This is a genomic window from Ideonella sp. FW305-24 (assembly GCF_058788035.1).
On record NZ_JBYTAI010000013.1, the window covers coordinates 45655 to 68182 of the forward strand.

22 protein-coding genes are annotated in these 22528 nt (G+C 68.1%); 15 read left to right on the forward strand and 7 right to left on the reverse strand.

Annotated features, from left to right (window positions below; translation table 11 throughout):
* The 5 genes from AC3WR5_RS26215 to AC3WR5_RS26235 all read left to right on the forward strand — a co-directional run bounded on the left by AC3WR5_RS26215 (window position 1) and on the right by AC3WR5_RS26235 (window position 6754).
* Entirely contained in the window at window positions 1-1932 is a 1932-nt protein-coding gene (locus AC3WR5_RS26215; protein WP_492488277.1) for a Cache 3/Cache 2 fusion domain-containing protein, read from the forward strand.
* A 162-nt stretch (window positions 1933-2094) separates the two neighbouring features.
* A complete protein-coding gene (locus AC3WR5_RS26220; RefSeq protein WP_492488279.1) occupies window positions 2095-2553 on the forward strand; it encodes a cache domain-containing protein in 459 nt (152 codons plus the stop codon).
* A gap of 30 nt (window positions 2554-2583) precedes the next feature.
* Window positions 2584-4311, forward strand: a complete 1728-nt coding sequence (locus AC3WR5_RS26225; protein WP_492488281.1) for a methyl-accepting chemotaxis protein — start codon at window positions 2584-2586, stop codon at window positions 4309-4311.
* Between the two features lie 91 nt (window positions 4312-4402).
* Window positions 4403-4936, forward strand: coding sequence for a chemotaxis protein CheW (locus AC3WR5_RS26230; protein WP_141290422.1), 534 nt, complete (start codon window positions 4403-4405; stop codon window positions 4934-4936).
* A 264-nt stretch (window positions 4937-5200) separates the two neighbouring features.
* A complete protein-coding gene (locus tag AC3WR5_RS26235; RefSeq protein WP_492488283.1) occupies window positions 5201-6754 on the forward strand; it encodes a methyl-accepting chemotaxis protein in 1554 nt (517 codons plus the stop codon).
* A 27-nt stretch (window positions 6755-6781) separates the two neighbouring features.
* Here AC3WR5_RS26235 and AC3WR5_RS26240 read toward each other — a convergent pair whose 3' ends face one another.
* Window positions 6782-7846, reverse strand: a complete 1065-nt coding sequence (locus tag AC3WR5_RS26240) for a hypothetical protein (protein ID WP_492488285.1) — start codon at window positions 7844-7846, stop codon at window positions 6782-6784.
* A 254-nt stretch (window positions 7847-8100) separates the two neighbouring features.
* Here AC3WR5_RS26240 and AC3WR5_RS26245 point away from each other — a divergent pair, with 254 nt between their 5' ends.
* A complete protein-coding gene (locus tag AC3WR5_RS26245) occupies window positions 8101-8970 on the forward strand; it encodes an SHOCT domain-containing protein (RefSeq protein ID WP_492488287.1) in 870 nt (289 codons plus the stop codon).
* A gap of 61 nt (window positions 8971-9031) precedes the next feature.
* Here AC3WR5_RS26245 and AC3WR5_RS26250 read toward each other — a convergent pair whose 3' ends face one another.
* The 3 genes from AC3WR5_RS26250 to AC3WR5_RS26260 all read right to left on the reverse strand — a co-directional run bounded on the left by AC3WR5_RS26250 (window position 9032) and on the right by AC3WR5_RS26260 (window position 12304).
* Entirely contained in the window at window positions 9032-9361 is a 330-nt protein-coding gene (locus AC3WR5_RS26250) for a type II toxin-antitoxin system RelE/ParE family toxin (RefSeq protein WP_492488289.1), read from the reverse strand.
* The gene (locus AC3WR5_RS26255; RefSeq protein WP_141289330.1) at window positions 9358-9630 is read right to left on the reverse strand and encodes a YlcI/YnfO family protein; all 273 of its coding nucleotides are present in this window, start codon (window positions 9628-9630) and stop codon (window positions 9358-9360) included. Before AC3WR5_RS26255 ends, AC3WR5_RS26250 begins: the two co-directional genes overlap by 4 nt.
* Before the next feature lie 100 nt (window positions 9631-9730).
* Window positions 9731-12304, reverse strand: coding sequence for an ABC transporter permease (locus tag AC3WR5_RS26260; protein ID WP_492488291.1), 2574 nt, complete (start codon window positions 12302-12304; stop codon window positions 9731-9733).
* 97 nt (window positions 12305-12401) lie between these two features.
* Here AC3WR5_RS26260 and AC3WR5_RS26265 point away from each other — a divergent pair, with 97 nt between their 5' ends.
* The 9 genes from AC3WR5_RS26265 (at window position 12402) to AC3WR5_RS26305 (ending at window position 21353) form a co-directional block, all read left to right on the forward strand.
* Window positions 12402-13256 (forward strand): dioxygenase family protein, encoded by an 855-nt coding sequence (locus tag AC3WR5_RS26265; protein WP_492488292.1) that lies wholly within the window; start codon window positions 12402-12404, stop codon window positions 13254-13256.
* 73 nt (window positions 13257-13329) lie between these two features.
* A complete protein-coding gene (locus AC3WR5_RS26270; RefSeq protein WP_170200935.1) occupies window positions 13330-13944 on the forward strand; it encodes a GNAT family N-acetyltransferase in 615 nt (204 codons plus the stop codon).
* Window positions 13945-14156: 212 nt separating this feature from the next.
* Window positions 14157-15758, forward strand: a complete 1602-nt coding sequence (locus AC3WR5_RS26275; protein ID WP_141288593.1) for an ABC transporter substrate-binding protein — start codon at window positions 14157-14159, stop codon at window positions 15756-15758.
* Window positions 15759-15952: 194 nt separating this feature from the next.
* Window positions 15953-17101 carry a branched-chain amino acid ABC transporter substrate-binding protein gene (locus AC3WR5_RS26280; RefSeq protein WP_141288592.1) on the forward strand — a complete coding sequence of 383 codons (1149 nt, stop codon included), beginning with the start codon at window positions 15953-15955 and terminating at the stop codon, window positions 17099-17101.
* 21 nt (window positions 17102-17122) lie between these two features.
* Window positions 17123-18133 carry an ABC transporter permease subunit gene (locus AC3WR5_RS26285; RefSeq protein WP_492488295.1) on the forward strand — a complete coding sequence of 337 codons (1011 nt, stop codon included), beginning with the start codon at window positions 17123-17125 and terminating at the stop codon, window positions 18131-18133.
* Window positions 18126-19043 (forward strand): ABC transporter permease subunit, encoded by a 918-nt coding sequence (locus tag AC3WR5_RS26290; protein ID WP_492488296.1) that lies wholly within the window; start codon window positions 18126-18128, stop codon window positions 19041-19043. The genes AC3WR5_RS26285 and AC3WR5_RS26290 overlap by 8 nt, the downstream gene beginning before the upstream one ends.
* 112 nt (window positions 19044-19155) lie before the next feature.
* The gene (locus AC3WR5_RS26295) at window positions 19156-20142 is read left to right on the forward strand and encodes an ABC transporter ATP-binding protein (protein WP_492488297.1); all 987 of its coding nucleotides are present in this window, start codon (window positions 19156-19158) and stop codon (window positions 20140-20142) included.
* The gene (locus tag AC3WR5_RS26300) at window positions 20139-21116 is read left to right on the forward strand and encodes a dipeptide ABC transporter ATP-binding protein (RefSeq protein ID WP_492488299.1); all 978 of its coding nucleotides are present in this window, start codon (window positions 20139-20141) and stop codon (window positions 21114-21116) included. Before AC3WR5_RS26295 ends, AC3WR5_RS26300 begins: the two co-directional genes overlap by 4 nt.
* A 63-nt stretch (window positions 21117-21179) precedes the next feature.
* Window positions 21180-21353, forward strand: a complete 174-nt coding sequence (locus tag AC3WR5_RS26305) for a hypothetical protein (RefSeq protein WP_492488300.1) — start codon at window positions 21180-21182, stop codon at window positions 21351-21353.
* On the opposite strand, the gene AC3WR5_RS26310 is transcribed toward AC3WR5_RS26305, so the two are convergent.
* Genes AC3WR5_RS26310 through AC3WR5_RS26320 form a run of 3 tightly spaced genes read right to left on the reverse strand, consistent with a single transcriptional unit; the run spans window position 21337 to window position 22506 of the window.
* The gene (locus AC3WR5_RS26310; RefSeq protein ID WP_492488302.1) at window positions 21337-21531 is read right to left on the reverse strand and encodes a hypothetical protein; all 195 of its coding nucleotides are present in this window, start codon (window positions 21529-21531) and stop codon (window positions 21337-21339) included. The two genes, AC3WR5_RS26305 and AC3WR5_RS26310, sit on opposite strands and share 17 nt — an antisense overlap.
* 40 nt (window positions 21532-21571) lie before the next feature.
* A complete protein-coding gene (locus AC3WR5_RS26315; RefSeq protein ID WP_492488304.1) occupies window positions 21572-21979 on the reverse strand; it encodes a hypothetical protein in 408 nt (135 codons plus the stop codon).
* Window positions 21976-22506, reverse strand: a complete 531-nt coding sequence (locus tag AC3WR5_RS26320) for a hypothetical protein (RefSeq protein ID WP_492488306.1) — start codon at window positions 22504-22506, stop codon at window positions 21976-21978. Before AC3WR5_RS26320 ends, AC3WR5_RS26315 begins: the two co-directional genes overlap by 4 nt.
* Window positions 22507-22528 lie beyond the last annotated feature (22 nt).

The following is a 22528-nucleotide window of genomic DNA, read 5'->3' on the forward strand; positions in this document are numbered from 1 at the left end:
ATGAAAACCTCACCTCCCTCTTCCGCGCGCCCTTCGGGCTCGATCGCCCGTGACGTGGCCTTGCTCGGTGCCAGCGCCAGCCTGCTGATGCTGCTGGCCGTTGGCAGCCTGCTGGGCTGGCGGGCCACCCGGGCCGAACAGCTCCAGGTGACGCAGCAGGCGCTGCAGCGCACCGAAGCCGTCGCCCACATGATCGACGCCTTCGACGCCGCGGCGCGCGAGTCGGCCCTGCAGGCCCACGCCGGCTTCCGCTCGCTGCTGCCCGGCACGCTGAGCCTGGCCGATGGCCAGCTGCTGCACGGCGGCACCGTGTTGAACAATGAATTTGCCGAGGTCGACAAGTTCCACACGCTGACCGGCGGCGTGGCCACCATCTTCATGCGCGACGGCGACGGCTTTCGCCGCATCAGCACCTCGCTGAAGAAGGAAAACGGCGAGCGCGCCGTCGGCACGCTGCTGGACCCGGCCAGCCCGGCCTGGAAGCCGGTCAATGCCGGCGAGCCCTTCGTCGGCCGCGCGGTGCTGTTCGGCAAGCCCTACATGACGCGCTACGAGCCGGTCAAGGACAGCGGCGGCAAGATCATCGCGATCCTGTTCGTCGGCTTCGACCTGAGCGCCATCCAGGCCTCCATCGTCAAGGTGGTCAACGAAGGCCAGCTGTTCGAAACGGGCGGCCTGGTGCTGATCGACCCGAAGAAGGAAGCCAAGGAAGCGCTGCTGCTGGCCCACCCGAATGCGGCCGGCAGGAAACTGCTGGAAGTGGCGCCACAGGCCGAGCTGCTGCTGAGCGCCACCGACACGCCAGTGGCGCTGCCAGCTGGCGCACTGCTGCGAGGCAACCCGGCCGACGACAGCCAGCGCGCCGTGGTACGCAGCGTGGCCAGCACCGGCTGGCTGCTGGTGGCCGAATGGTCGCAGCGCGAGGCCTTGCGCGAGCACTGGGCCGCGATGCGCTGGCTGGCCGGGCTGGTGCTGGGCAGCGCGCTGCTGCTGGGCCTGGGCCTGCGCGACCTGATGCGCCACCGCGTGGCCGCGCCGCTGGCCGAGCTGGCCGTGGGCGTGCACCGCCTGGCCGACGGGGACCTGCGCGAACCGATGCGCAGCGGCCGCAACGACGAAGTGGGCGCACTGGCAAAAGACCTGGAGCACATGCGCCAGCGCTTCAGCCAGGCACTGCTGACGGTGCACGACAGCGCGGAAGCGATTGCCCATGCCTCGGCCGAAGTCGCCGCCGGCAATGCCGACCTGAGCCAGCGAACCGAGCAGACCGCCAGCAATCTGCAGCAAACCGCCAGCGCGATGACGCAGATGAACGGCACCGTGCGCCACAGCGCAGATTCGGCCCAGCAGGCCGACACGCTGGCCGGCTCGGCCAGCGAGGTCGCGCAGCGCGGCGGCGCAGCGGTGGGCCAGGTCGTCGCCACGATGGACCAGATCAATCACGCGAGCCAGAAGATCGCCGACATCATCGGCGTGATCGACGGCATTGCCTTCCAGACCAACATCCTGGCGCTGAATGCCGCCGTGGAAGCCGCCCGCGCAGGCGAGCAAGGCCGCGGCTTCGCGGTCGTTGCCAGCGAAGTGCGCTCGCTGGCCGGCCGCTCGGCCGAGGCGGCACGCGAGATCAAGCGCCTGATCCAGGCCTCGGTCGAGCAGGTCGACAGCGGCACGCGCCAGGTGCGCGACGCCGGCGCGACGATGGAAGAGATCGTGCGCTCGGTGCGCCGGGTCGGCGACATCGTGCGCGACATCAGCACCGGTGCCGCCGAGCAGAGCGACGGCATTGGCCAGATCCACCTCGCGGTGGGCCAGCTGGACCAGATGACGCAGCAGAACGCGGCGCTGGTCGAAGAAAGCGCGGCCTCGGCCGACAGCCTGCAGCAGCAGGCGCAGGCCTTGAGCGGCGCGGTGGCCAATTTCCGGCTGCGCTGAGCCGCACGCACCGCCTTCTCACCATCAGGTCTTCGCGGCAGTTGCCGATATCCCTCGAAGACAAGTTGATTGCCCCGTGAACAACACCGGCCCGTGCCAGGGCCAAGCCACCGGTCAGCCGCCTCGCGCGGCACCGGATTTCCTCAGCCCAAGGAGACACCCATGCGCCATTTCACCGCCACCCTGATCACCGCCGCCGCCGCTCTCGGCTGCTCCGTCGCCCATGCCGCCGCAGGCGGTGCCACCGAGGCCGACGCGATCGCGATGGTCAAGAAAGGTGTGACCTTCGTGAAAGCCAGCGGCAAGGAAAAGGCCTACGCCGAAATCACCAGCAAGACAGGCCAGTTCCGCCATGAAGACCTGTACCTGACCGTCTACAGCATGGACGGCACGGTGCTGGCCCACGGTGCCAACGAAAAGATGGTGGGCAAGAACCTGATCGAGCTGAAGGACGTGGACGGCAAGGCCTTCGTCAAGGAACGCGTGGAGCTGGCCAAGGCCAAGCCCAGCTTCTGGCAGGACTACAAGTTCACCAACCCCGAGACCAAGAAGATCGAGCCCAAGGCGATGTACTGCGAGCGGCTGGACGAAACCGTCGTCTGCGGCGGCATCTACAAATAAGCCGCAACCCGCGCCGCGTCGGAGGCCTTCATGAAACTTGGAACCAAACTGCTGCTGCCGCCCATCATCACGGCCCTGGTCGCGTTGACCGGCGGCGCGATCAACGGCGCGCTGATGCAGCGCGAGGCCAGCAGCAATGCCGAGGTCTTCACCGCCGCGCTGGACCAGTTGCGCACCGTCACCAGCGTGCAGGAGCAGATGGGCCAGATGCACAGCGGCGTGTACCGCACGCTGACGCTGATCGCTTCGATGGACGAGCCCGCCGTGAAGGCGGTGCGCACCAGCCTGCCCAAGCAGGTGCAGGACATCTCCCGCGTGGCCCAGGACATCAGTGGCCTGCACGACGACGACCAGGCCTTGCGCGACAACGCGCAGCAGGTCGCCAAGGACCTCGCCGCCTATGCCAAGCAGGCCGACCAGGCGATTGACCTGGCCCAGGTCGACCCGAACACCGGCGTGGCCGCAATGCAGGGTGCCGACGCCAGCTTCAAGGCGGCCAGCCAGGCCATGTCCAAGCTGATCGACAGCATCGAGGCCGCAGGCCAGCACACGCAGGAGGCTTCTGCCTCGCGTGGCCAGCGCAATTCGCTGGGCCTGGGCCTGCTGAGCCTGCTGCTGACGGCGGTGGCGGTGCTGGTTTGCGCCGCGCTGCTGCGCAGGGTGATCCAGGCGCTGCGCGAAGCTTCGGCGCTGGCCGAGGCGGTGGCCGATGGCGACCTGTCCCAGCAAGCCGGCGAGAACCAGCGCAGCGACGAGATCGGCCAGCTGCAGCGCAGCCTGACGCGCATGGTGCAGCGCCTGCACGACTCGCTGCAGACCGTGCGCCACGCGGCCAGCAGCATCGCCACGACCAGCAGCGAAATCGCCACCGGCAACCAGGACCTGTCCAACCGCACGGAGCAGACGGCCGGCCGGCTGCAGCAGACGGCTTCGTCGATGCTGCAACTCACGGGCTCGGTCGGCCAGAGCGCCGAAGCCGCAGCGCAAGCCAACCGACTCGCCAGCTCGGCCGCCGAGGTCGCCCAGCGCGGTGGCGCAGCGGTCGCCGAGGTGGTGACGACGATGGACCAGATCCAGGCCGCGTCGCGCAAGATCGGCGACATCATCGGCGTGATCGATGGCATCGCCTTCCAGACCAACATCCTGGCGCTGAATGCCGCCGTGGAAGCGGCACGTGCCGGCGAACAAGGCCGCGGTTTTGCAGTGGTGGCCGGCGAGGTGCGCAGCCTGGCCGGGCGCTCGGCCGAAGCCGCGCGCGAGATCAAGGCGCTGATCGGCGCCTCGGTCGACCGGGTCGAGAACGGCTCGCGCCTTGTGCAGGACGCCGGCACGACGATGAACGAGATCGTCGAATCCTCGCGCCGCGTCTCCAACATCATTGCCGAGATCACCGCCAGCACGGTCGAGCAGCGCGACGGCATTGGCCAGATCAATGGCGCAGTGGCGGAGCTGGACCAGATGACGCAGCAGAACGCCGCGCTGGTCGAGGAGAGTGCCGCCGCGTCCGACACCATGAAGCAACAGGCCCTGCGCCTGGCGCAGGTGGTGTCGACCTTCCAGCTCGGCGCCGCCAGCCACGCCGAAGCGCCGCCAGCTGCGCCCAAGCCCAAGCCCAAGGCCGCCGCCAGCACCGCAGCCCCCACGGAGAGCGCCAGGCCCGCCAGCAAGCCGGTGCCGGCGAAGCCCCGCGCATCGGTGGTGGCACAGGCGGCAGCGCCAGCAGCAGCCGGTGGCGACACCGACTGGACGAGTTTCTAGAAGCCCCTTCACATCGCCGGGAAACGGCCGATATCAACGTCATGCGGTGCCGCAAGAAGGCCCGCCCATCCCACGCAAAGGACCCAACACCATGGACATGATCACCGAAGCCAAGCAAGTGGCCCGGCACGAGGCCGCGCGGGCGGGCAAGGCCGCCAAAGGCGCTGCCGCCGTCACGCACGGCGAATACCTGAGCTTCCGCCTCGGCGGCGAGGAATACGGCATCGACATCCTGCGCGTGCAGGAAATCCGCTCCTACGAGCAGCCGACCCGCATCGCCAATGCGCCCGCCTTCCTGAAGGGCGTGGTCAACCTGCGCGGCGTGATCGTGCCGATCATCGACCTGCGCGTGAAGCTGAACTGCGAACAGGCCGAGTTCAACGACTTCACCGTCGTGATCGTGCTGAACATCAAGGGCCGCGTCGTCGGCGCCGTGGTCGACTCCGTCTCCGACGTGCTGGAACTCTCCAGCGACGCGGTCAAGGAAGCTCCGGCCATGAACGCCAACGTCGACATGTCCTTCATCACCGGCATCGCCAACGTCGGCGAACGCATGCTGATCCTGATGGACATCACGCAGCTGATGAGCTCGTCCGACATGGGCTTGATCGACGACAACTCCTGAAATGGGGCACCCGGTTCGGCGGGAAATGGAGCACCCGGTTCGGCGAAACGCCGAACCACCCGCCGGGCGGGTTGCGCGGCCGCCTTGAGGCGGCTCGGCGCCGGCCGCCGGGGGGCGCTTCGTTCACCCGCCGTGCGGATTAGAGAAGGCCGTCACTTGCGACGGCCTTCTTGCTTTGGCGGGCCAGCGTGAACACCTCAAGCTGCGTTGCCGCTGAGTCGATATCCCCCACACAAACCCGAACATTGAAAGGCTCGTTTCGCCATGTCCTTGAACCGATGGAAGCTGGGGGCCCGGCTGGGCGGGGGATTCGCCATCGTGCTGAGCCTGATCGCGGCCATGGCGCTGACCGGCATCTGGCGCCTGCACTCGCTGGAGGCCTCGATGCGCGCGACGATGGAAACGCCGCTCGCCAAGGAGCGCATGTTCGAGGAGTGGTATCGCAACATCGCCGTCGGCGTGATGCGCTACACCGCCATTGCCAAGAGCGCTGACACGACGCTGGAAGCCCAGTTCGCGCCCGAGGTGAAGATCACCACCGCGCGCGGCACCGAGATCGCCAAGCTGCTGGAGGCCATGCCCAAAAGCGCCGAGGAAAGCAGCCTGCTGGAAGGCGTGTACGCCGAGCGCAAGAAGTACATCGCGGCGCGCGACAAGGTTGGCGCCGCCAAGCGCGAGGGCAACTCCGAAGCCGCGGAGCAGTTGCTGGCCAACGAGTTCCGCCCCGCCGCCAAGGTCTACATGGAGAAGATGCAGGCGCTGATCGACTACCAGCACCGGCACATCGACACGCTGGCCGCCGAGAACGACGCGCTGGCTTGGCAAAGCCAATGGCTGATGGGCATGCTGGGCCTGGTGGCGCTAGGCTTGGGCGCCTGCTTTGCCTGGCTGCTCACCGTCTCCATCACCCGGCCGCTGGCCCGCGCCGCAGACGTCGCCGGCCAGGTTGCCGGCGGTGACCTGCGGGTGCAGGTGCGGGCCGAGGGCCGGGACGAGGTCGCCGTGCTGATGCGCGCATTGGGCACCATGACCGACAACCTGCGCGACCTGGTCAGCCAGGTGCGCACGACGACCGACAGCATTGGCACCGCCAGCTCGGAGATCGCCACCGGCAACCACGACCTGAGCGCCCGCACCGAGCAGACCGCTTCCAGCCTGCAGGAGACCGCCGCCTCGATGGAGCAGCTGACCGTCACGGTGCGCCAGTCGGCTGCCTCGGCCCAACAGGCCAACCTGCTGGCCGCCACCGCCGCCGAAGTGGCCGCGCGCGGCGGCACTGTGGTCGGCGAGGTGGTGGCGACCATGAGCGCCATCAGCGCCAGCTCGAAGAAGATCGCCGACATCATTGGCGTGATCGATGGCATCGCCTTCCAGACCAACATCCTGGCGCTGAACGCCGCCGTGGAAGCGGCCCGCGCCGGCGAACAAGGCCGCGGCTTTGCGGTGGTGGCTGGCGAGGTGCGCAACCTGGCCCAGCGCTCGGCCGGAGCCGCCCGCGAGATCAAGAGCCTGATCGGCAGTTCGGTCGAAAGTGTCGACGGCGGCGCCCGCCTGGTCGGCGACGCCGGCCGCACCATGACCGAGATCGTCACCTCGGTCCAGCGCGTGAGCCACATCATTGGCGAGATCACCACCGCCACCGCCGAGCAGAGCCAGGGCATCAGCCAGGTCAATGGCGCGGTCACGCACCTGGACCAGATGACGCAGCAGAACGCCGCGCTGGTCGAAGAGTCGGCTGCGGCGGCGGAGAGCATGAAGCAGCAGGCCGAACAGCTGACTCACCTGGTCGGCCGCTTCCGCCTGCCGGCGAACGCTTGACGCTGAACCGCTCGACGGGCCCGGGCTTCAGGGCTTGGGCGTGAGCAGGAACACCTTGGTCAGCCCGGTGAAGACGTTGTAGGACTCACCGGCGATCAGACCCGCGTCGTTGACGGCCATGGCCTGGCGCAGCCGCCAGCCCAGCGCCAGAACAGCCGGCTCCACCAGCTGGTTCAGGTCGGCGATCTGGCCGTTGGTCCAGATCGTGGCGTGCGGATAACGCTCGGAGGCGGTGTAGGCCCAGCCGACCACGGTGCCCAGGTTGTTGAGCGCCTTGGCCTGGCTGATGCTGCCGCCCAGCGTGCCCAGGTCGATCACACTGCCGCCGCTCCACAGCGTCGCGTGCACGTTGATCGCGCCCAGATCTGACACGCCGGCCATCTCGCCGTTTTCATTGAGCGCATAGGCCTCGCTGAATTGGCCGCCGGGCAGCGTGCCCATGTCGGTCACCACGCCATTGATCCAGCGGGCCGCATGCTGGTTGCCGCTGGCCGTGCCGGCCCAGCCTGCCACCACCCCGGCGTCATTGACCGCCGTGGCGGTGCTCTGGTCGCCGCCCAGCGTCCCAAGGTCCGAGACCACTCCGTTGGTCCACGAGGTCGCATGCGACAAGCCCGGCGTGGCCTCCGCGTAGCCCACCACCAGGCCGCTGGCGTTGACATCGGCGGCATACGAGATGCGGCCACCAGGCAGCGGCGGCAGCACCGTGTAATCGCTCGCGCTGCCATGCCACCAGATGCCGGCCGTCTGGCCGTTGTATTCGCCGTAGCCCACCACGTCGCCGATCTCGTTCAGGCCGTTGGCACCGCTGTTGCGCAATTCGTCCGGCCCGAAGTCCACCGCCAGCTTCTGCTGCCACACCGTGGCATTCGAAAAGCCCGAAGGATTGCCCGAAGCGCCGGCCACCCAGCCGTTCTGGGCCATGGAAGTGGCTCGCTCGAAGTCGCCGCCCAGCGTGGGCAGGATGGTGAAGGTGTAGGCAGCAGCAGCCTGGGCGGGCGTGGCAGCCAGTGCGGCAAGACAGAGGGTCGATGCGCCCAGCAGCAGCCGAACAGCAGCCACCCGCGAGGCAAAAGCAGGTGAAAGGTGCATCACTTGGTTTCCGTTCAGAAAAAGTTGAGGAACAGCCATGGTCGCCAAGGCCGGGTCGGCTGTCTCTCCCCTGTTCGGCGTCCATCCATGTGGCGCTGGGCGTGCCTCGACGACGTTCAGGCCGGCCACGGCGACTGCCCCCGGAACAGGCCTGTCATGCGGGCGCCTCTACCATTGGCACCCATCGGCCCTGATCGGCTGGTGTGACGATCTTTCCTTGCGCCACCAGGCGTGCCAATCCGAGGCTCCGCGCGATGCGACACCTTTCCCCCGCCGGCCAGCAGGCCATCAACGACATCGCCCAGCGACACGGCTTCAGCCAGGACGCGGTGATGCACATGCTGGACGCCGTGGTGCGCGGCAACGGCGGCATGGCGCAGTTCAGCCACGGCGAGTTCGCCGGCTCCGGCCAGTGGATGCGCGGCGGCATGACCATGGTGTCGGACATGTTCAACAACTACCTCAAGGGCCGGGTCGACAACCTCTGCAGCGAGCTGTCCAACCTGGTCGCCCACCAGCCCGGCCTGATGCAGGCCGGCAGCTTCCAGTCCCAGAACCAGGGCGCTCCGATGCCTGCGGTGGGCTGGGGCCCGTCCGGCGACTCGGCGGACAACAGCTACGCATCGGCCGACAACCTGTTCACGCCCCCGCCGCCCGACTGGTGGGGCCCCAGCCTGCGTTTCCCGAACAGCACTGGCAGCCAGAACGGCGCCCGTTACGCCTACTTCGCCCAGGCCCGTCGCCTGGCGGTGGACATCGGCGGCACCGTCACCATCTACGACACGCTGGACCACCAGATCGGCGGCTTCTCGCAGCAGCAAGCCGCGGACGGCACCATGACCTGCAGCAGCCAGTACGGCACGGTCCCGCTGAACAGCCTGCCGGTGGTGTCGATCAACGGCATGGCGCCGCCGCAAGCGCAGGGGCAGGCGCAAACGCCCTACCACGGTAGTGGCGTGGCCCCGCTTCCCGCGAACCCTGCGCCGACCTCGTTCGGCAACTCAAGCTCGTCGCCGACCGATCTTCTTGCGACCCTGCAAAAGCTCGCCGAGCTGCACGCCGCCGGTGTGCTGACAGCTGAGGAGTTCAGTGCGAAGAAAGCGGAGTTGCTGGCTCGGCTGTAGCCAAGCCTTGCCGGACACAAACACCGCGCGGGCGCCGACATCAACCAAGAAGATGCAGGCTTCAGTGATAGTCCTCTTCGCGTTGATGGCGGACAGCCAACACGAGTACCTTGGCCTGCACCTCCTCCATCGTCGGAATGACTTCGAAGAGGACGACATAGCCAGTGCGGCCGAATGGGATGACCAGTTCACGCCGGCGACCGCCTGCTGTCGCCTTGCGGCAAATGAACGGATTGGTCTTCAGCTGGGCCGAAACCGCTTCTCCGATGGCGGCGATCGCGTGCTGAGCCGCTTCGATGTCCTCGTGAGTTTGAGCCCGACTCAGAAGGTGTTCGTGGAGGCGGATCAAGTCCAACCTGGCGGACGCACTCAGTTCAACCAGGTAGCTCACAGGCCAAGCTGCTTGCGTCTGGCATCGGTCATGGCCCTCAGCTCGGCCAGCACGTCATCGACAGGATAGGCCTCACCCGTACGTTGGTAGTCCTGCCAGGACGCCTCGCCGCGAGCGTAAAAGTCATCCTGCACACGCCGGAAGTCGACCGCCTTGCGGACCGAGGCCTCGACAAACTCCGAGAGCGTCTCGCCCTCACGAAGCACTGACTCGAGGTCAGCGCGGAGCTGCGGCTCCACGCGCACTTGGGGAAGGATTGAAGTCTTCATGCGACCATTGTGTTGCATTCGCGTTGCAACGTCAAAGCACAGCCGGGCGAACCTGAGACTCGAATGCTTCGAGCTTGGGGCCAATGATGACCCCGACGAGTCAAAGCAACCCCGCCCGTCTCAAGGTCTCCATCACCGGCCGCCGCAGCAACTCCCTCAACCCCCACCACCCCGCCGCCAACGCCAGCAAGGCACCGACCAGCGAGCCGACCAGTGGGACCCAGGGCGCTGCGGTCCAGGTGAAGTCGAAGGCGAAGCGGGCCAGGGCCCAGCCGACGGCCATCGCGCCGAGCGAGGCCAGCACCCCCGCCAGCGCGCCCACGCCCAGCAGCTCGGCCCGCTGCACCTGAGCCAGCAGGCGGCCGCTCGCGCCGCAGGCGCGCATCACGGCGTACTCCCGCGCCCGTTGCTCGCGCGTGGCGCTGAGTGCGGCAAACAGCACGGCCAAGCCGGCGGCCACGGTGAAAACGAAGAGGTATTCCACCGCCTGGATCACCTGGTCCAGCACCTGCTGCAGCTGGGCCAGCGTGGCCGAGATGTCGATCGCGGTGATGTTCGGGAATTCGTGCGTCAGGCGGTTGTCGAAACCGGGCTTGGCCGGGGCGCGGAAGGCGGAGATGAAGGTGGTGGGCAGGTCCGGCATGTCGGCGACCGGGAACATCACGAAGAAGTTGGCACGCATCGAGGTCCAGTCCACCTTGCGCAGGCTGGTGACCTTGCCTTCGCGCGGCTGGCCGCCAATGTCGAAATGCAGCACGTCGCCCAGCTTCAGGCCCAGGCTCTTGGCCAGGCCTTCTTCGACGCTGAGGCCGTCGGCCTCGCCGGCTCGCCATTGCCCGGCGACCAGCTGGTTGTGCGCCGGCATCTGGGCCGAATAGCTGAGGTTCAGTTCGCGCTCGACCGAGCGGCGCGCGTCCTCGCGCTGGGCCAGGCGCTGGGCAATGGGTTCGCCGTTGATCGTCGTCAGCCGGCCGCGCACCATCGGGTACCAGTCGCCGCCGGTCACGCCTTCGTTGACCAGTTGCTGGCGGAACGCGTCGGCCTGCTCGGGCACGATGTTGATGACAAAGCGGTTCGGTGCGTCCGGCGGCGTGGACTGGCGCCAGCTGCTGATCAGGTCGGTGCGCAGCAGCACCAAGAGCGCCAGCGCCATCAAGCCGACGGCCAGCGACGAGACCTGCAGCACCGCAAAGGCCGGCCGCGCCGCGACCTGGCGCGTGGCCAGCACCAGCCAGCGCGGCGCACGGCTCTCCGGCACCAGCCGGCGCAACGCCAGCACCGACAGCCAGGCCAGCAGCGCGAACACGCCGACCGCGGCGGCAAAACCGCCGACCGCGATCAGGCCCAGCGTCAAGTCCCGCGCCACGCCCATCAGCAGCGCGGCAAACGCGCCGCCCGCCGCCAGCAGCACGCCCAGCGACAGCGGCTTGATGCTGCCCAGCTCGCGGCGGATGACGCGCAGCGGCGGCACGCGCGCCAACTGCAGCACGGGAGGCAGGCCAAAGCCCAGCATCAGCGTGATGCCCACGCCCATGCCAAACGCGGCGGGCGCCCAGCCGGGCGGAGGCAGCGTGGCCGGCACCAGGCTGCCCAGCAGGTTGACGAACAGCCCGTGCAGCGCGAGGCCCGCCAGCACGCCCAGCAGGCTGGCCAGCACCGCCAGCGCGCCGAACTCGATCGCGTAGATGCCGGCGATCTGCCGCTGCGACAGGCCGAGCACGCGCAGCATCGCGCAGTCGTCCAGGTGGCGCTGGGCGAAGTCGCGCGCGGCAATCGCCACCGCCACCGCGGCCAGCAGCGCCGCCAGCAGGGCGACCAGGTTCAGGAACTTGTCGGCCCGGTCCAGCGTCTGCCGCATTTCGGGCCGGCCGGAGTTCAGGGATTCGACGCGCGTGCCGCGCTGGCCCTGGTCCTTCAGCGCCTGCTGGGCCCAGGCCATGTAAGGCGCCAGCGCCTTTTCCTGGCCCAGCGGTGCCACCAGCAGCGTGCGGTAGGTGATGCGGCTGGCCGGCTGCACCAGGCCTGTGGCCGGCAGGTCCGCCTCGTTGAGCATGACGCGTGGCGCGAAGCTGAGGAAGCCGGTGCCGCGGTCCGGCTCCAGCGCGATCAGCGCGGCAATGCGCAACTGCGCGTCGCCCAGCAGCAGCGGGTCGCCCACCTTCAGCGCCAGCGCCTCGGCCAGCGCCGGGTCCACGAAGACCTCACCAGCGGCCGGCATGCCGGGGCCGGGCTTGGCAGGACCGTTGGCAGTTTGCTGCAGGCTCAAGGCGCCACGCAGCGGGTAGCCCTGGCTGACGGCCTTCACGGCCACCAGCCGGCTGGCGCCGCCCAGGCTGTCCGGCGCGCGGGCCATGCTGGGAAACTGTGCCGTGTGGGCCGCCACCAGGCCTTGCTTCTGCGCCTGCTGCACATAGTCCGCAGGCAGCGGGTGGTCGCTGTTGATCACCAGGTCGCCGCCCAGCAACTGGGCCGCGTCGCGCTTCAGGCCGGCCTGCAGCCGGTCCGCAAAAAAGCCGACCGCGCTGAGCGCCGCCACCGCCAGCACCACGGCCACCAGCACCAGCCGCAGCTCACCTGCAGCGAAGTCGCGCAGCATCTGCCGCGCGGCGAGGCGCCAGATCGACGGAGAAACCGCGGCCGAAGCGGCGGGCAAGATGGGTGACGTGTCGGGCATGGCCGCCACGGTACACGAACGTTCCCAGCCAAGTCGAACGCTGCGTGCAAGCCAATCGAACGACCAGGGCCGTGGGGGCTGCTGCAATGAGGCCATCATGTCGCACACCCTGCCCAGCCTCTACATCTCCCACGGCTCGCCGATGACGGCCCTGGAACCGGGCGCCGCTGGCGCCTTCTGGGCCCAGCTCGGCCCGGCCATCGACGCCGCCTTCGGCCGGCCCAAAGCCATCCTGGCCGTCTCCGCCCACTCGCTGACGCGCGAGCCGGTGCTGCTGGCCGCACCGCGGCACGAAGCGGTGCACGACTTCGGCGGTTTCCCGCAGGCGCTGTTCGACCTGCGCTACCCGGCCGCTGGCGCGCCGGCGCTGGCCCAGCGGGTGCAAGCGCTGCTGAAGGACGCTGGCGTGCCCGTGCACGTCGTCGACGAAGGCGGGCTGGACCACGGCATCTGGACGCCGCTGCGCTCGATGTACCCGGACGGCGACGTGCCCATCCTGCCGCTGGCCTGGCCGCCGAACTGGACGCCGGCACAACTGCTGCAGCTCGGCCACGCACTGCAACCGCTCGCAGCTGAAGGTGTGCTGGTGATGGGCAGCGGCGCGATCACGCACAACCTGCGGCTTTTTGCCGGCGGCGCACGCACGCTGGAGGCGCCCGAGCGCGAGGAAAGCGCCGCCTTCCGCGGCTGGTTCCACCAGCAGGCCCAAGCTGCCGACTGGGCCGCGCTGACCGACTACCGCCGCCAGGCCCCGCACGCCGCCTTCATGCACCCGACCGACGAGCACCTGCTGCCCTGGTTCGTGGCGGCCGGCGCTGCCGGCGACGCGCCCACCGGCCTGCGCCTGCACGACAGCGTGACCTTCGGCCACATGGGCATGGACGTCTACGCCTTCGGCCCAGAAGCGCCGCGGCTGGCCCAGGCGCTGGACACCGCGAGCGCGCCAGCCTGAGGGGCAGCCGGGGAACAGACGCCCCTGCTCGCGTCTCGCGACTGCCGCCCGATCTGGGATAGATTGGGTGGCCATGCTGCTGTCTGCCGCCAAAACCATTCTGACCACGCCGCGCCTGCTGCTCACCGCGGGTGACCCTGCGCTGGCCGACGCCGTGGCCGAGTTCTACCAACGCAACCGTGCTCACTTCGCGCCTTGGGACCCGCCGACGCCGGAGGTGTTCTTCACCGCCGAAGCACAGGCCGCGCGCATCCAGGAAGGGCTGAGCGCGTTTTCGGCCGGCCAGGGCTTTCGCTACTGGGTGCTGCCGCGCGAGGCGCCAACCCAGGTGATTGGCAGCGTGAATTTCAACCAGGTCGCCCGCGGCGCCTTCCACAGCTGCATGCTGGGTTATGCGCTGGACGAAGCCAGCCAGGGCAGCGGCCTGATGCACGAGGCGCTGCAGGCCGGGCTGGCCGAGATGTTCTCGGCGCGGGTCAACCTGCACCGGGTGCAGGCGGCCGTGCGGCCGGAGAACAAGCCCAGCCTGTCGGTGCTGGCGCGGCTGGGCTTCGAGGTGGAAGGGCTGTCGCGGGACTACCTGTTCATCGACGGCGCCTGGCGCGACCACTTCGTGCATGCACTGCGCAACCCGGCCTTCCAGCGGCCGAGCGACTGGCCCCTGGCCCTGCCTGAATCATCTGCCTGAACGCCGGCTGAATGCCGGCCTGAAACTTGCTCGCCTGCACAGGTCGACCAAGGTGTCGGTGAGTTGAGCCAAAGCTAGAGGAAAATCCCGAGCAAGCCAGAATCCGCGCGTCAGGCTGCCGGCCGTACCATCCGCTGCCTTGACGCCGCCCCGTCCATCCGACGACCCGATCAACTCTCGCGACGGTGACCCCGTCCCCCGGAGACCCCTGCATGCGTGCATCCGCCCCTCAGCTGCTGTCCACCCTCGCCCTGGCCCTGCTCGCCGCCTGCGGCAGCGCCGCCAGCGCCAAGACCCTGGTGTATTGCTCCGAAGGTTCGCCCGAGAACTTCACCCCGGCGCTGAACACCACCGGCACCAGCTTCGACGCGGCCCGCCCCGTCTATGACCGGCTGACGCACTTTGCGCGCGGCACCACCACCGTCGAGCCCGGCCTGGCCGAGAGCTGGACCGTGTCGCCCGACGGCAAGGTCTTCACCTTCAAGCTGCGCAAGGGCGTGAAGTTCCACAGCGGCGTCAACGGCTTCACCCCCACGCGCGACTTCAACGCAGACGACGTGCTCTGGAGCTTCGAGCGCCAGTGGAAAGCGGACCACCCCTATGCCAAGGTCTCCGGCGGCAAGTACGACTACTTCGCCGACATGGGCCTGAAGGACGACCTGCTCGCGCTGGAAAAGCTGGACGACTACACCGTCAAGATGACGCTGAAAACGGCCAACGTGACCATGCTGGCCAACCTGGCGATGGACTTCGCGGCCATCTACTCGGCCGAATACGCTGACTTCCTGGCCAAGGCCAACAAGAAGGAACAGTTCGACCAGATCCCCGTCGGCACCGGCCCGTTCTCCTTCGTGACTTACCAGAAGGACGCGGTGATCCGCTACAAGGCCAACAAGGCCTACTTCGGCGAGAAGGCTCAGGTGGACGACTTGGTCTACGCCATCACCACCGACCCGACCGCGCGCTACTCCAAGATCAAGGCCGGGGAATGCCACCTGAGCGCCTACCCGCGTCCGGCCGACCTGCCGGAGATGCAGAAGGACGCCACGCTGAACGTCATCAGCCAGCCCGGCCTGAACATCGCCTACTGGGCCTTCAACACCCAGAAGCCGCCACTGGACAAGAAGGAAGTCCGGCAGGCGCTGACGATGGCCATCGACAAGGCGGCGATCCTGAAGGACGTCTACCTCGGTGCCGGCGCGCCGGCCGTCAACCTGATCCCGCCGACCATTCCGGCCTACAACGACGCGGTCAAGGACTGGCCGTACGACCCCACCAAGGCCAAGGCGCTGCTGGCCAAGGCCGGCGTGAAGACCCCCATCGAGCTGGACCTCTGGTACATGCCGGTGCAGCGCCCGTACAACCCGAACGCCAAGCGCGTGGCCGAGATGATGCAGGCCGACCTGGCCAAGATCGGCGTGAATGCCAAGCTGGTGACGTTCGAGTGGGGCGAGTACCGCAAGCGCCTGCAGCAGGGCGAACACCAGACCGGCATGCTGGGCTGGAACGGCGACAACGGCGACCCCGACAATTTCTTCTTCCTGCACGGCTGCGACGCCGCCCGCCCCGGTGGCCAGAACCTCTCGAAGTGGTGCTTCAAGCCCTTCGACGAGAAGCTGCTGAAGGCCCGCGCCACCGCGGACATGAAGGAGCGCACCAAGCTGTACAAGGAAATGCAGGTCATCGAACACGAGGAGGCGCCGGACTTCAAGATCGCCCACTCGGTGGTCTACGAGGTGATGCGCAAGCAGGTCACGGGCTACAAGCAGAGCCCGTTCAACACGCATGAATTCAACGGCGTCTCGCTGAAGTAAAGCGAGCCCGCCCGGCCGGCCGACGCACCCAGCTCTCAAGAAAACGAAGGGCCGTTCCCGAGTTTTCTTGACCCCCTCGGGGGGCCTGACGCGAAGCGGCAGGTCTGGGGGCGCCCAAGTACCCGGCCGGCGCGCATCGCCGCGCCCACGCAGCGCGGCAGCGCCACGGTTTTACCCACCCACCGCAGCCCACAATGAACCTCCGTCGTCTTCCTTCCCTGGCGGTCCTGGCCACGCTGTGCCTGGCCGGCATGCTGAGCGCGTGCCACCCGCTGCCCGACACGATCAAGATCGGCGTCGCCCAACCGCTGTCCGGCCCGCTGAAGGACCTGGGGCAGGACATGCTGGACGGCACGAAGATGGCGGTCGAGGAGCTGAACAAGGAAGGCTTCAAGATCGACGGCAAGACAATCAAGCTGGAAGTCGTGGCCGCCGACGACAAGGCCGACGCCGAGGCCGGCAAGCAGGCTGCCAAGACGCTGATCGACGCGGGCGTGGTCGCCGTGATCGGGCACCTGAATTCCGGCGTGAGCATGGCGGCAGCCCCGCTGTACGCCGAGAAGATGATCCCGCAGCTGGCCATCTCGACCAAGCCCGAATACACCAAGATGGGCCTGCCGACGACCTTCCGCCTGGTCGCCAGCGACGCGTTGCAGTCCAAGGCCATGGGCTCGTTTGCCGCCCAGCTGCCGGGCCAGCACGTCTACGCGGTGGTTGACGACGCGACGCCTTACGGCAAGGGCTTGGCCGAGTTGGCCCTGGGCCAGTTGAAGACGCGCAACAAGACCGTTGGCCTGACCATGTCGCTGGACGACAAGACCACCGAGTTCGCCAAGCTGGTGGCCGGCATCAAGGACAACAAGGTGGATGTGCTGGTCACCACGCTGGCCGACTTCCAGACCATTGCGCTGGCCGACCAGCTGCTCGCCGCCGGCCTGCACAACATCAGCATCGTCGGTGGCGACACCATCAAGACCGAAGGCCTGCTCAAGATCAACCCCGAGATCGGCAACATCTACGCCACCTCGCCCATCGTCGCGGCCGGCGAATTCCTCGGCGGCAAGATCTTCCTGAACAACTTCCGCACCGAGTTCAAGCACGACCCGGTCTACGCTGCGCACTATGCGTATGACGCCGTGCATGTGCTGATGTCGGCCATCCGCAAGTCGCACAGCGTGGACGGCAAGACCCTGGTCGAAACGCTGAAGACCCTCGATCCGCTGGCCCCGGTGACCAGCAGCATGCGCTTTGGTGCCGACGGCGAACAGCGTTATGGTGCCGTCAGCGTCTACCAGCTGACCCGCGGCAACTGGTTCCTGCTAACACGCAGCGACGTCTGGTAAGACCCAAAAGCAAACGCACGCATGTTCCGTTTTCTCTGGCGCCGGCTGGCGCTCACGGTGCCGACCTTCATCGCCCTGATGTTCGTCACCTTCGTGGCCATCCGGCTGGTGCCGGGCGACCCTGTGGAAGTGCGGGTTGGCGAGCGCGGCATCAGTGCCGAGCGGCTGGCCTTCTTCCGCCATGAGCTGGGGCTGGACCAGCCGATCTGGAAGCAGTTCTGGGACTACTTCGTGCAGCTGCTGCACGGCGACTTCGGCACCTCGCTGGCGACCAACCAGAAGGTGCTGACCGAGTTCCTTGCGCTGTTCCCGGCCACGCTGGAGCTGAGCCTCTTCGCGATGCTGTTCGCCGCGCTGATCGGCCTGCCGGCCGGCACCATCGCGGCAGCCAAGCGCGGCACCATCTTCGACCAGACGCTGATGGGCCTGTCGGTCACCGGCTACTCCATGCCCATCTTCTGGTGGGGCTTGCTGCTGATCATGTTCGTCGGCGAGCGCTGGGGCCTGACGCCAGTCTCCGGCCGCATCGACCTGATCAACTTCTACTTTGAGCCGGTCACCGGCTTCATGGTGATCGATGCCTGGCTCTCCGGCCAGCCAGGCGCGGTGCTGGACGCACTGCACCACCTGGTGCTGCCGGGCATCGTGCTGGGCACGGTGCCGCTGGCCGTCATTGCCCGCATGACGCGCTCTGCGATGCTGGAAGTGCTGAACGAGGACTATGTGCGCACCGCGCGCGCCAAGGGCCTGTCGGCCTGGCGCGTGGTCGGGCTGCATGCGCTGCGCAATGCGCTGATCCCGGTGGTCACCGTGATCGGCCTGCAGGTCGGCGCGCTGATGGCTGGCGCCGTGCTAACCGAGACCATCTTCTCGTGGCCCGGCATCGGCAAGTGGCTGATCGAGTCCATCGCCCGCCGCGACTACCCCGCGCTGCAGGGCGGCGTGATGCTGATCTCCGGCGTGGTGATCCTGGTGAACCTTGTGGTCGACCTGACTTACGGCCTGATCAACCCGCGAATTCGTCATGGCTGAAATGGCTGTTTCTCCTGTTGCCAAGACCAGCGCGCCGCCCTCGGCCGCGCGCCAGTTCTGGCTGTCCTTCTCCGAAAACCGCGGCGCGATGCTGGGCCTGGTGATCGTCGTGGTGGTCGTGCTGCTCGCGGTGTTCGCCGAATGGGTGGCGCCCTACGCGCCAGACCAGCAGTTCCGCGAAGCCGTGCGCGCCGCGCCCGCCTGGGCCGAAGGCGGCAGCCGGCAGTTCCTGCTGGGCACCGACAGCCTGGGCCGCGACATGCTCACACGGCTGATCTTCGGCGCGCGCATCTCGCTGTTCATCGGCCTGTCGGTGATGGGCGTGTCCTTTGTCATTGGCGTGCTGCTGGGCCTGGCCTGCGTCTCGTTCGACGGCAAGCTCGGCCAGACGGTGGACGTGGTGATCACCCGCGTGATGGACCTGATCATGGCGGTGCCCAGCCTGGTGCTGGCCATCCTGGTCGTGGCGGTGCTCGGCCCCAGCCTGATCAACACCATCGTGGCGGTGACCATCGTCTACCTGCCGCGCTACGTGCGGCTGCTGCGCGCCTCGGCGCAGACCGAGCTGGGCAAGGACTACGTCACCGCCGCCCGCGTGGCCGGCGTGGGCAAGTGGCGCCTGATGTTCAAGACCGTGCTGCCGAACTGCCTGGCGCCGCTGATCGTGCAGGCCGCGCTCGGCGTGTCGGATGCCATCCTCGAAGCCGCCGCGCTTGGCTTCCTCGGCCTGGGCGCTCAGCCGCCCACCGCAGAGTGGGGCACGATGCTGGCCGACGCGCGCGAATTCATCCGCTCCGAGCCGTGGCTGGTCACGCTGCCCGGCCTGGCGATCCTGATCACCGTGGTCTCGATCAACCTGGCAGGCGACGGCGTGCGCGATGCCCTTGATCCGAAGATGCGGAGGTCCTGAGGATGAACCACGTCGTTCAATGCGCGGAGCGGGCCGAGCGCCGGGCCGCTCCCAAGCCGGCCCGCATCCCCTCGGGGGATCGGTCGACGTATTCGTCGGACGAGGGGTTGTCATGACTCCTTTACTCGACATCCAGGGCCTGACCGTCAGCTTCGCCACCCGCGGCGGCGCCTTCCGCGCGGTCGATGGCGTGAACCTGCAGGTCGCGCCCAACGAGCTGCTGGCCATCGTCGGCGAATCGGGCTCGGGCAAGTCGGTCGCGATGCTGGCCATCATGGGCCTGCTGCCGTGGACGGCCACCATCACCGCTGAGCGCATGGTGTTCGACGGCCAGGACCTGCTCAAGCTCACGCCCAGGCAGCGCCGCACCCTCATCGGCAAGGACGTGGCGATGGTGTTCCAGGAGCCGATGAGCTCGCTGAACCCCTGCTTCACGGTCGGCTGGCAAATTGCCGAAGCGCTGGCCGCGCACACCGAGCTGGACCGCGCCGCGCGCAAGGCCCGCGTGATCGAGCTGTTGGACCTTGTCGGCATTCCCGACCCGCAGCGCCGCGCCCGCGCCTTCCCGCACCAGCTCTCCGGCGGCATGTGCCAGCGCGTGATGATCGCGATGGCGCTGGCCTGCAAGCCGCGCCTGCTGATTGCCGACGAGCCGACCACCGCGCTGGACGTCACCATCCAGGCCCAGATCATGGACCTGCTGCAGCGCCTGCGCCGCGAGACCGGCATGGCGCTGGTGCTGATCACGCACGACCTGGGCGTGGTCGCCGAAGCGGCCGACCGCGTGGTCGTGCAATACGCCGGCCGCCCGGTCGAGACGCAAAACGCCGATGCGCTGTTCCAGGACCCGCACCACCCGTACACCGCCGCGCTGCTGGCCGCGCTGCCCGAGCGCGCCACCGGCAGCCGCCTCGAAGCCATCGACGGCATGGTGCCCGGCCAGGGTGACCGCCCGCCCGGCTGCCTGTTCGAGCCGCGCTGCGCCTTTGCCAACGAACGCTGCCGCGCCGCAGCCCCCGGCCCCGCCCCCGAGGCGCTGGGCCGCGCGCTGTGCTTCCGCCCGCTGGACCACGGCGTGCCTCACGAGATGCCGGCATGAATGCTGTGACGACCCCTTCCATCCTGGAGGCGCGCGACCTGCAGCGCTTCTACCCCGTCAACCGCGGCCTGTTCAAGCCGCCGGCCACGGTGCACGCACTCGACGGCGTCAGCTTCTCGGTGCAGGCCGGCCGAACGCTGGCGGTGGTCGGCGAATCCGGCTGCGGCAAGTCCACGCTGGCACGGCTGCTGACCATGATCGAGTCGCCCACCGCCGGGCAACTGTTGATCGACGGCACCGACGTGACCGAGGCCGACGAGGCCCAGCGCCGCACGCTGCGCCGCCAGATCCAGATCGTCTTCCAGAACCCCTACGGCTCACTGAACCCGCGCCAGACCGTGGGCGACGCACTGACCGAACCGCTGCTGGTCAACGGCCAGGGCGACGCCAAATCCCGTGAGGCCGATGCCCGCGCGATGATGAAGCTGGTCGGCCTGCGCGAGGAGCATTTCCAGCGCTACCCGCACATGTTCTCCGGCGGCCAGCGCCAGCGCATCGCCATCGCCCGCGCGCTGATGCTCAAGCCGCGCGTGCTGGTGCTGGACGAGCCGGTCTCGGCGCTGGACGTGTCCATCCGCGCCCAGGTGCTGAACCTGCTGGCCGACCTGCAGCAGCAACTCGGCGTGGCCTACATCTTCATCTCGCACGACCTCGGCGTGGTCCGCCACGTGGCCGACGAGGTGATGGTGATGTACCTCGGCCGCTGCGTCGAACGCGGCCCGCGCGACGCCGTCTTCGACAGCCCGCGCCACCCCTACACCCGCGCCCTGCTCTCCGCCACGCCCACGGTCGACCCGGCCCTGCGCCGCGAACGCATCATCCTCAAGGGCGAACTGCCCTCCCCCATCGACCGCCCCAGCGGCTGCCCCTTCCGCACCCGCTGCCCGCTGGCGTTCGACCAATGCGCAAAGGCAATGCCGCCGCTGGAGCGACGTGGCGAGCAGGATGTGGCTTGCTGGGCGGTGACGGGTTGAACCTTCGACCAAGTGCGTCATTCCACCGCGGCGGGCGCGACTTGGCTAAACTCCTCTGACACCATGTCTTCGCTTCCCAAGCCCTCCCCGAAGCCCCGCAAGAAGCCCAGCCCTCAGGCAGTGCGCCGGGCCGTGGCCAGTTCCACCGCAGTGGAAACGGGGCAGAGCGTCGCCGTGCTGGAAGAGAAGCTGCGCAAGCCCTCGCAGCGTTTCGCTCACATCACGCTGGCCCGCTGAGATCTGCCTCGCTGCTGCCCATGGCCGCGGCCACGCAGCGGCGCATCGGGTCGTAGTTGCCGGCAAGCCCGGCATGGATGGCCCCGATGTACGCCGCCTTGTCGGCTTCCCAACTGCTGTAGTCCAGCGGACCGCGCCTGGCCTGTGCTGCCATCACGTCCGCCAGCAGGCGTGACAAGCGTCCATTTCCCTCCCGGAAGGGGTGGATCAGGATGAATTCAACATGGGATCACCGCGATGGCCTCGATCAGCGCCTGCTCCGTCAAATCGTGGCAGGGCGTCCAGCGCAACAGGCAGTCCTTTTCGAAAACTGCGAGCAGCCGCGGCACCTGCACTGCGGGTGCAAACAGGAAATCGCCTTTGCTCAGGTTCACCGAGCGCTCCTGTCCCGCCCATGCGTAGACATTCCCCAGCCAAAGCCGGTGCCAGGTCTTCAGATCCTCGACCAACAAGCGCCTGTCTGGCAACTGCTGCACCAACACGGCCTCGTACAGCTGTCCGAGCAGTCCAAGCTCCAGCTCATCCATGTCGGCGGGCGAATTGATGTCCACGAGATTGCGCAGCACCTGATCGCCAGACCCCGGCTGGAATTCGCCTTCATTGCTGTGGATGTTGTATCGGCTCATGCGCGTCGTGCCCGCAGTTCCGCCAACGCCTCCAAGGCTCTTCGCGTGGAGGCCTGGCGGGGGTCGTTCAACTGAACCCGCAGGTCCAGCGCCTCGGTAAAGCAGGCCTGCGCCTCGTCGAAACGCTGCTGCTCCACCAGGCTTCGCCCCCGGTGCTGCAGCACAAAAGACTGAAGTCGTGACCAGCCATTGAGCCGACACAAAGCCAGGGCCTTGGTAAACACGACGTCAGCTTCATCGCGCCGGCCGCTGTATTGCAGCACTGTCGCGTAGGCATTCAAGAACCAGCCAGCGGGCTCGTGCGCGGTCTGCGCTTCGGTCTCTGCCAGCATCGCCTGCAGCAGCGCAAGGGCTTCGCGCTCTCGCCTCGCGGTGGTCAGCATGCTGCCGAGGTCGGCAGCGTGTTCGACCGCGGCAAGCGTGTCCCCGGCCAGCCGCGCCGCCGCAAGCTTGGCGCGGGTTTCTTCGATGTCGAGCGCCAGTGCGTCAGCATCGGGAGCGTTGAAACGGAGGAATTCCATGGGCACTGCGGGCTGCGCTTGCATGACC

What these genes read in the sequence shown, in the direction of transcription:
- AC3WR5_RS26265 (WP_492488292.1), top strand. Translation starts at nt 12,402, where the DNA reads ATGTCGCACACCCTGCCCAGCCTCTACATCTCCCACGGCTCGCCGATG.
- AC3WR5_RS26245 (WP_492488287.1), top strand. Translation starts at nt 8,101, where the DNA reads ATGCGACACCTTTCCCCCGCCGGCCAGCAGGCCATCAACGACATCGCC.
- AC3WR5_RS26270 (WP_170200935.1), top strand. Translation starts at nt 13,330, where the DNA reads ATGCTGCTGTCTGCCGCCAAAACCATTCTGACCACGCCGCGCCTGCTG.
- AC3WR5_RS26285 (WP_492488295.1), top strand. Translation starts at nt 17,123, where the DNA reads ATGTTCCGTTTTCTCTGGCGCCGGCTGGCGCTCACGGTGCCGACCTTC.
- AC3WR5_RS26315 (WP_492488304.1), bottom strand. Translation starts at nt 21,979, where the DNA reads ATGAGCCGATACAACATCCACAGCAATGAAGGCGAATTCCAGCCGGGG.
- AC3WR5_RS26280 (WP_141288592.1), top strand. Translation starts at nt 15,953, where the DNA reads ATGAACCTCCGTCGTCTTCCTTCCCTGGCGGTCCTGGCCACGCTGTGC.
- AC3WR5_RS26260 (WP_492488291.1), bottom strand. Translation starts at nt 12,304, where the DNA reads ATGCCCGACACGTCACCCATCTTGCCCGCCGCTTCGGCCGCGGTTTCT.
- AC3WR5_RS26225 (WP_492488281.1), top strand. Translation starts at nt 2,584, where the DNA reads ATGAAACTTGGAACCAAACTGCTGCTGCCGCCCATCATCACGGCCCTG.
- AC3WR5_RS26235 (WP_492488283.1), top strand. Translation starts at nt 5,201, where the DNA reads ATGTCCTTGAACCGATGGAAGCTGGGGGCCCGGCTGGGCGGGGGATTC.
- AC3WR5_RS26240 (WP_492488285.1), bottom strand. Translation starts at nt 7,846, where the DNA reads ATGCACCTTTCACCTGCTTTTGCCTCGCGGGTGGCTGCTGTTCGGCTG.
- AC3WR5_RS26295 (WP_492488297.1), top strand. Translation starts at nt 19,156, where the DNA reads ATGACTCCTTTACTCGACATCCAGGGCCTGACCGTCAGCTTCGCCACC.
- AC3WR5_RS26275 (WP_141288593.1), top strand. Translation starts at nt 14,157, where the DNA reads ATGCGTGCATCCGCCCCTCAGCTGCTGTCCACCCTCGCCCTGGCCCTG.
- AC3WR5_RS26290 (WP_492488296.1), top strand. Translation starts at nt 18,126, where the DNA reads ATGGCTGAAATGGCTGTTTCTCCTGTTGCCAAGACCAGCGCGCCGCCC.
- AC3WR5_RS26300 (WP_492488299.1), top strand. Translation starts at nt 20,139, where the DNA reads ATGAATGCTGTGACGACCCCTTCCATCCTGGAGGCGCGCGACCTGCAG.
- AC3WR5_RS26255 (WP_141289330.1), bottom strand. Translation starts at nt 9,630, where the DNA reads ATGAAGACTTCAATCCTTCCCCAAGTGCGCGTGGAGCCGCAGCTCCGC.
- AC3WR5_RS26215 (WP_492488277.1), top strand. Translation starts at nt 1, where the DNA reads ATGAAAACCTCACCTCCCTCTTCCGCGCGCCCTTCGGGCTCGATCGCC.
- AC3WR5_RS26305 (WP_492488300.1), top strand. Translation starts at nt 21,180, where the DNA reads ATGTCTTCGCTTCCCAAGCCCTCCCCGAAGCCCCGCAAGAAGCCCAGC.
- AC3WR5_RS26220 (WP_492488279.1), top strand. Translation starts at nt 2,095, where the DNA reads ATGCGCCATTTCACCGCCACCCTGATCACCGCCGCCGCCGCTCTCGGC.
- AC3WR5_RS26230 (WP_141290422.1), top strand. Translation starts at nt 4,403, where the DNA reads ATGGACATGATCACCGAAGCCAAGCAAGTGGCCCGGCACGAGGCCGCG.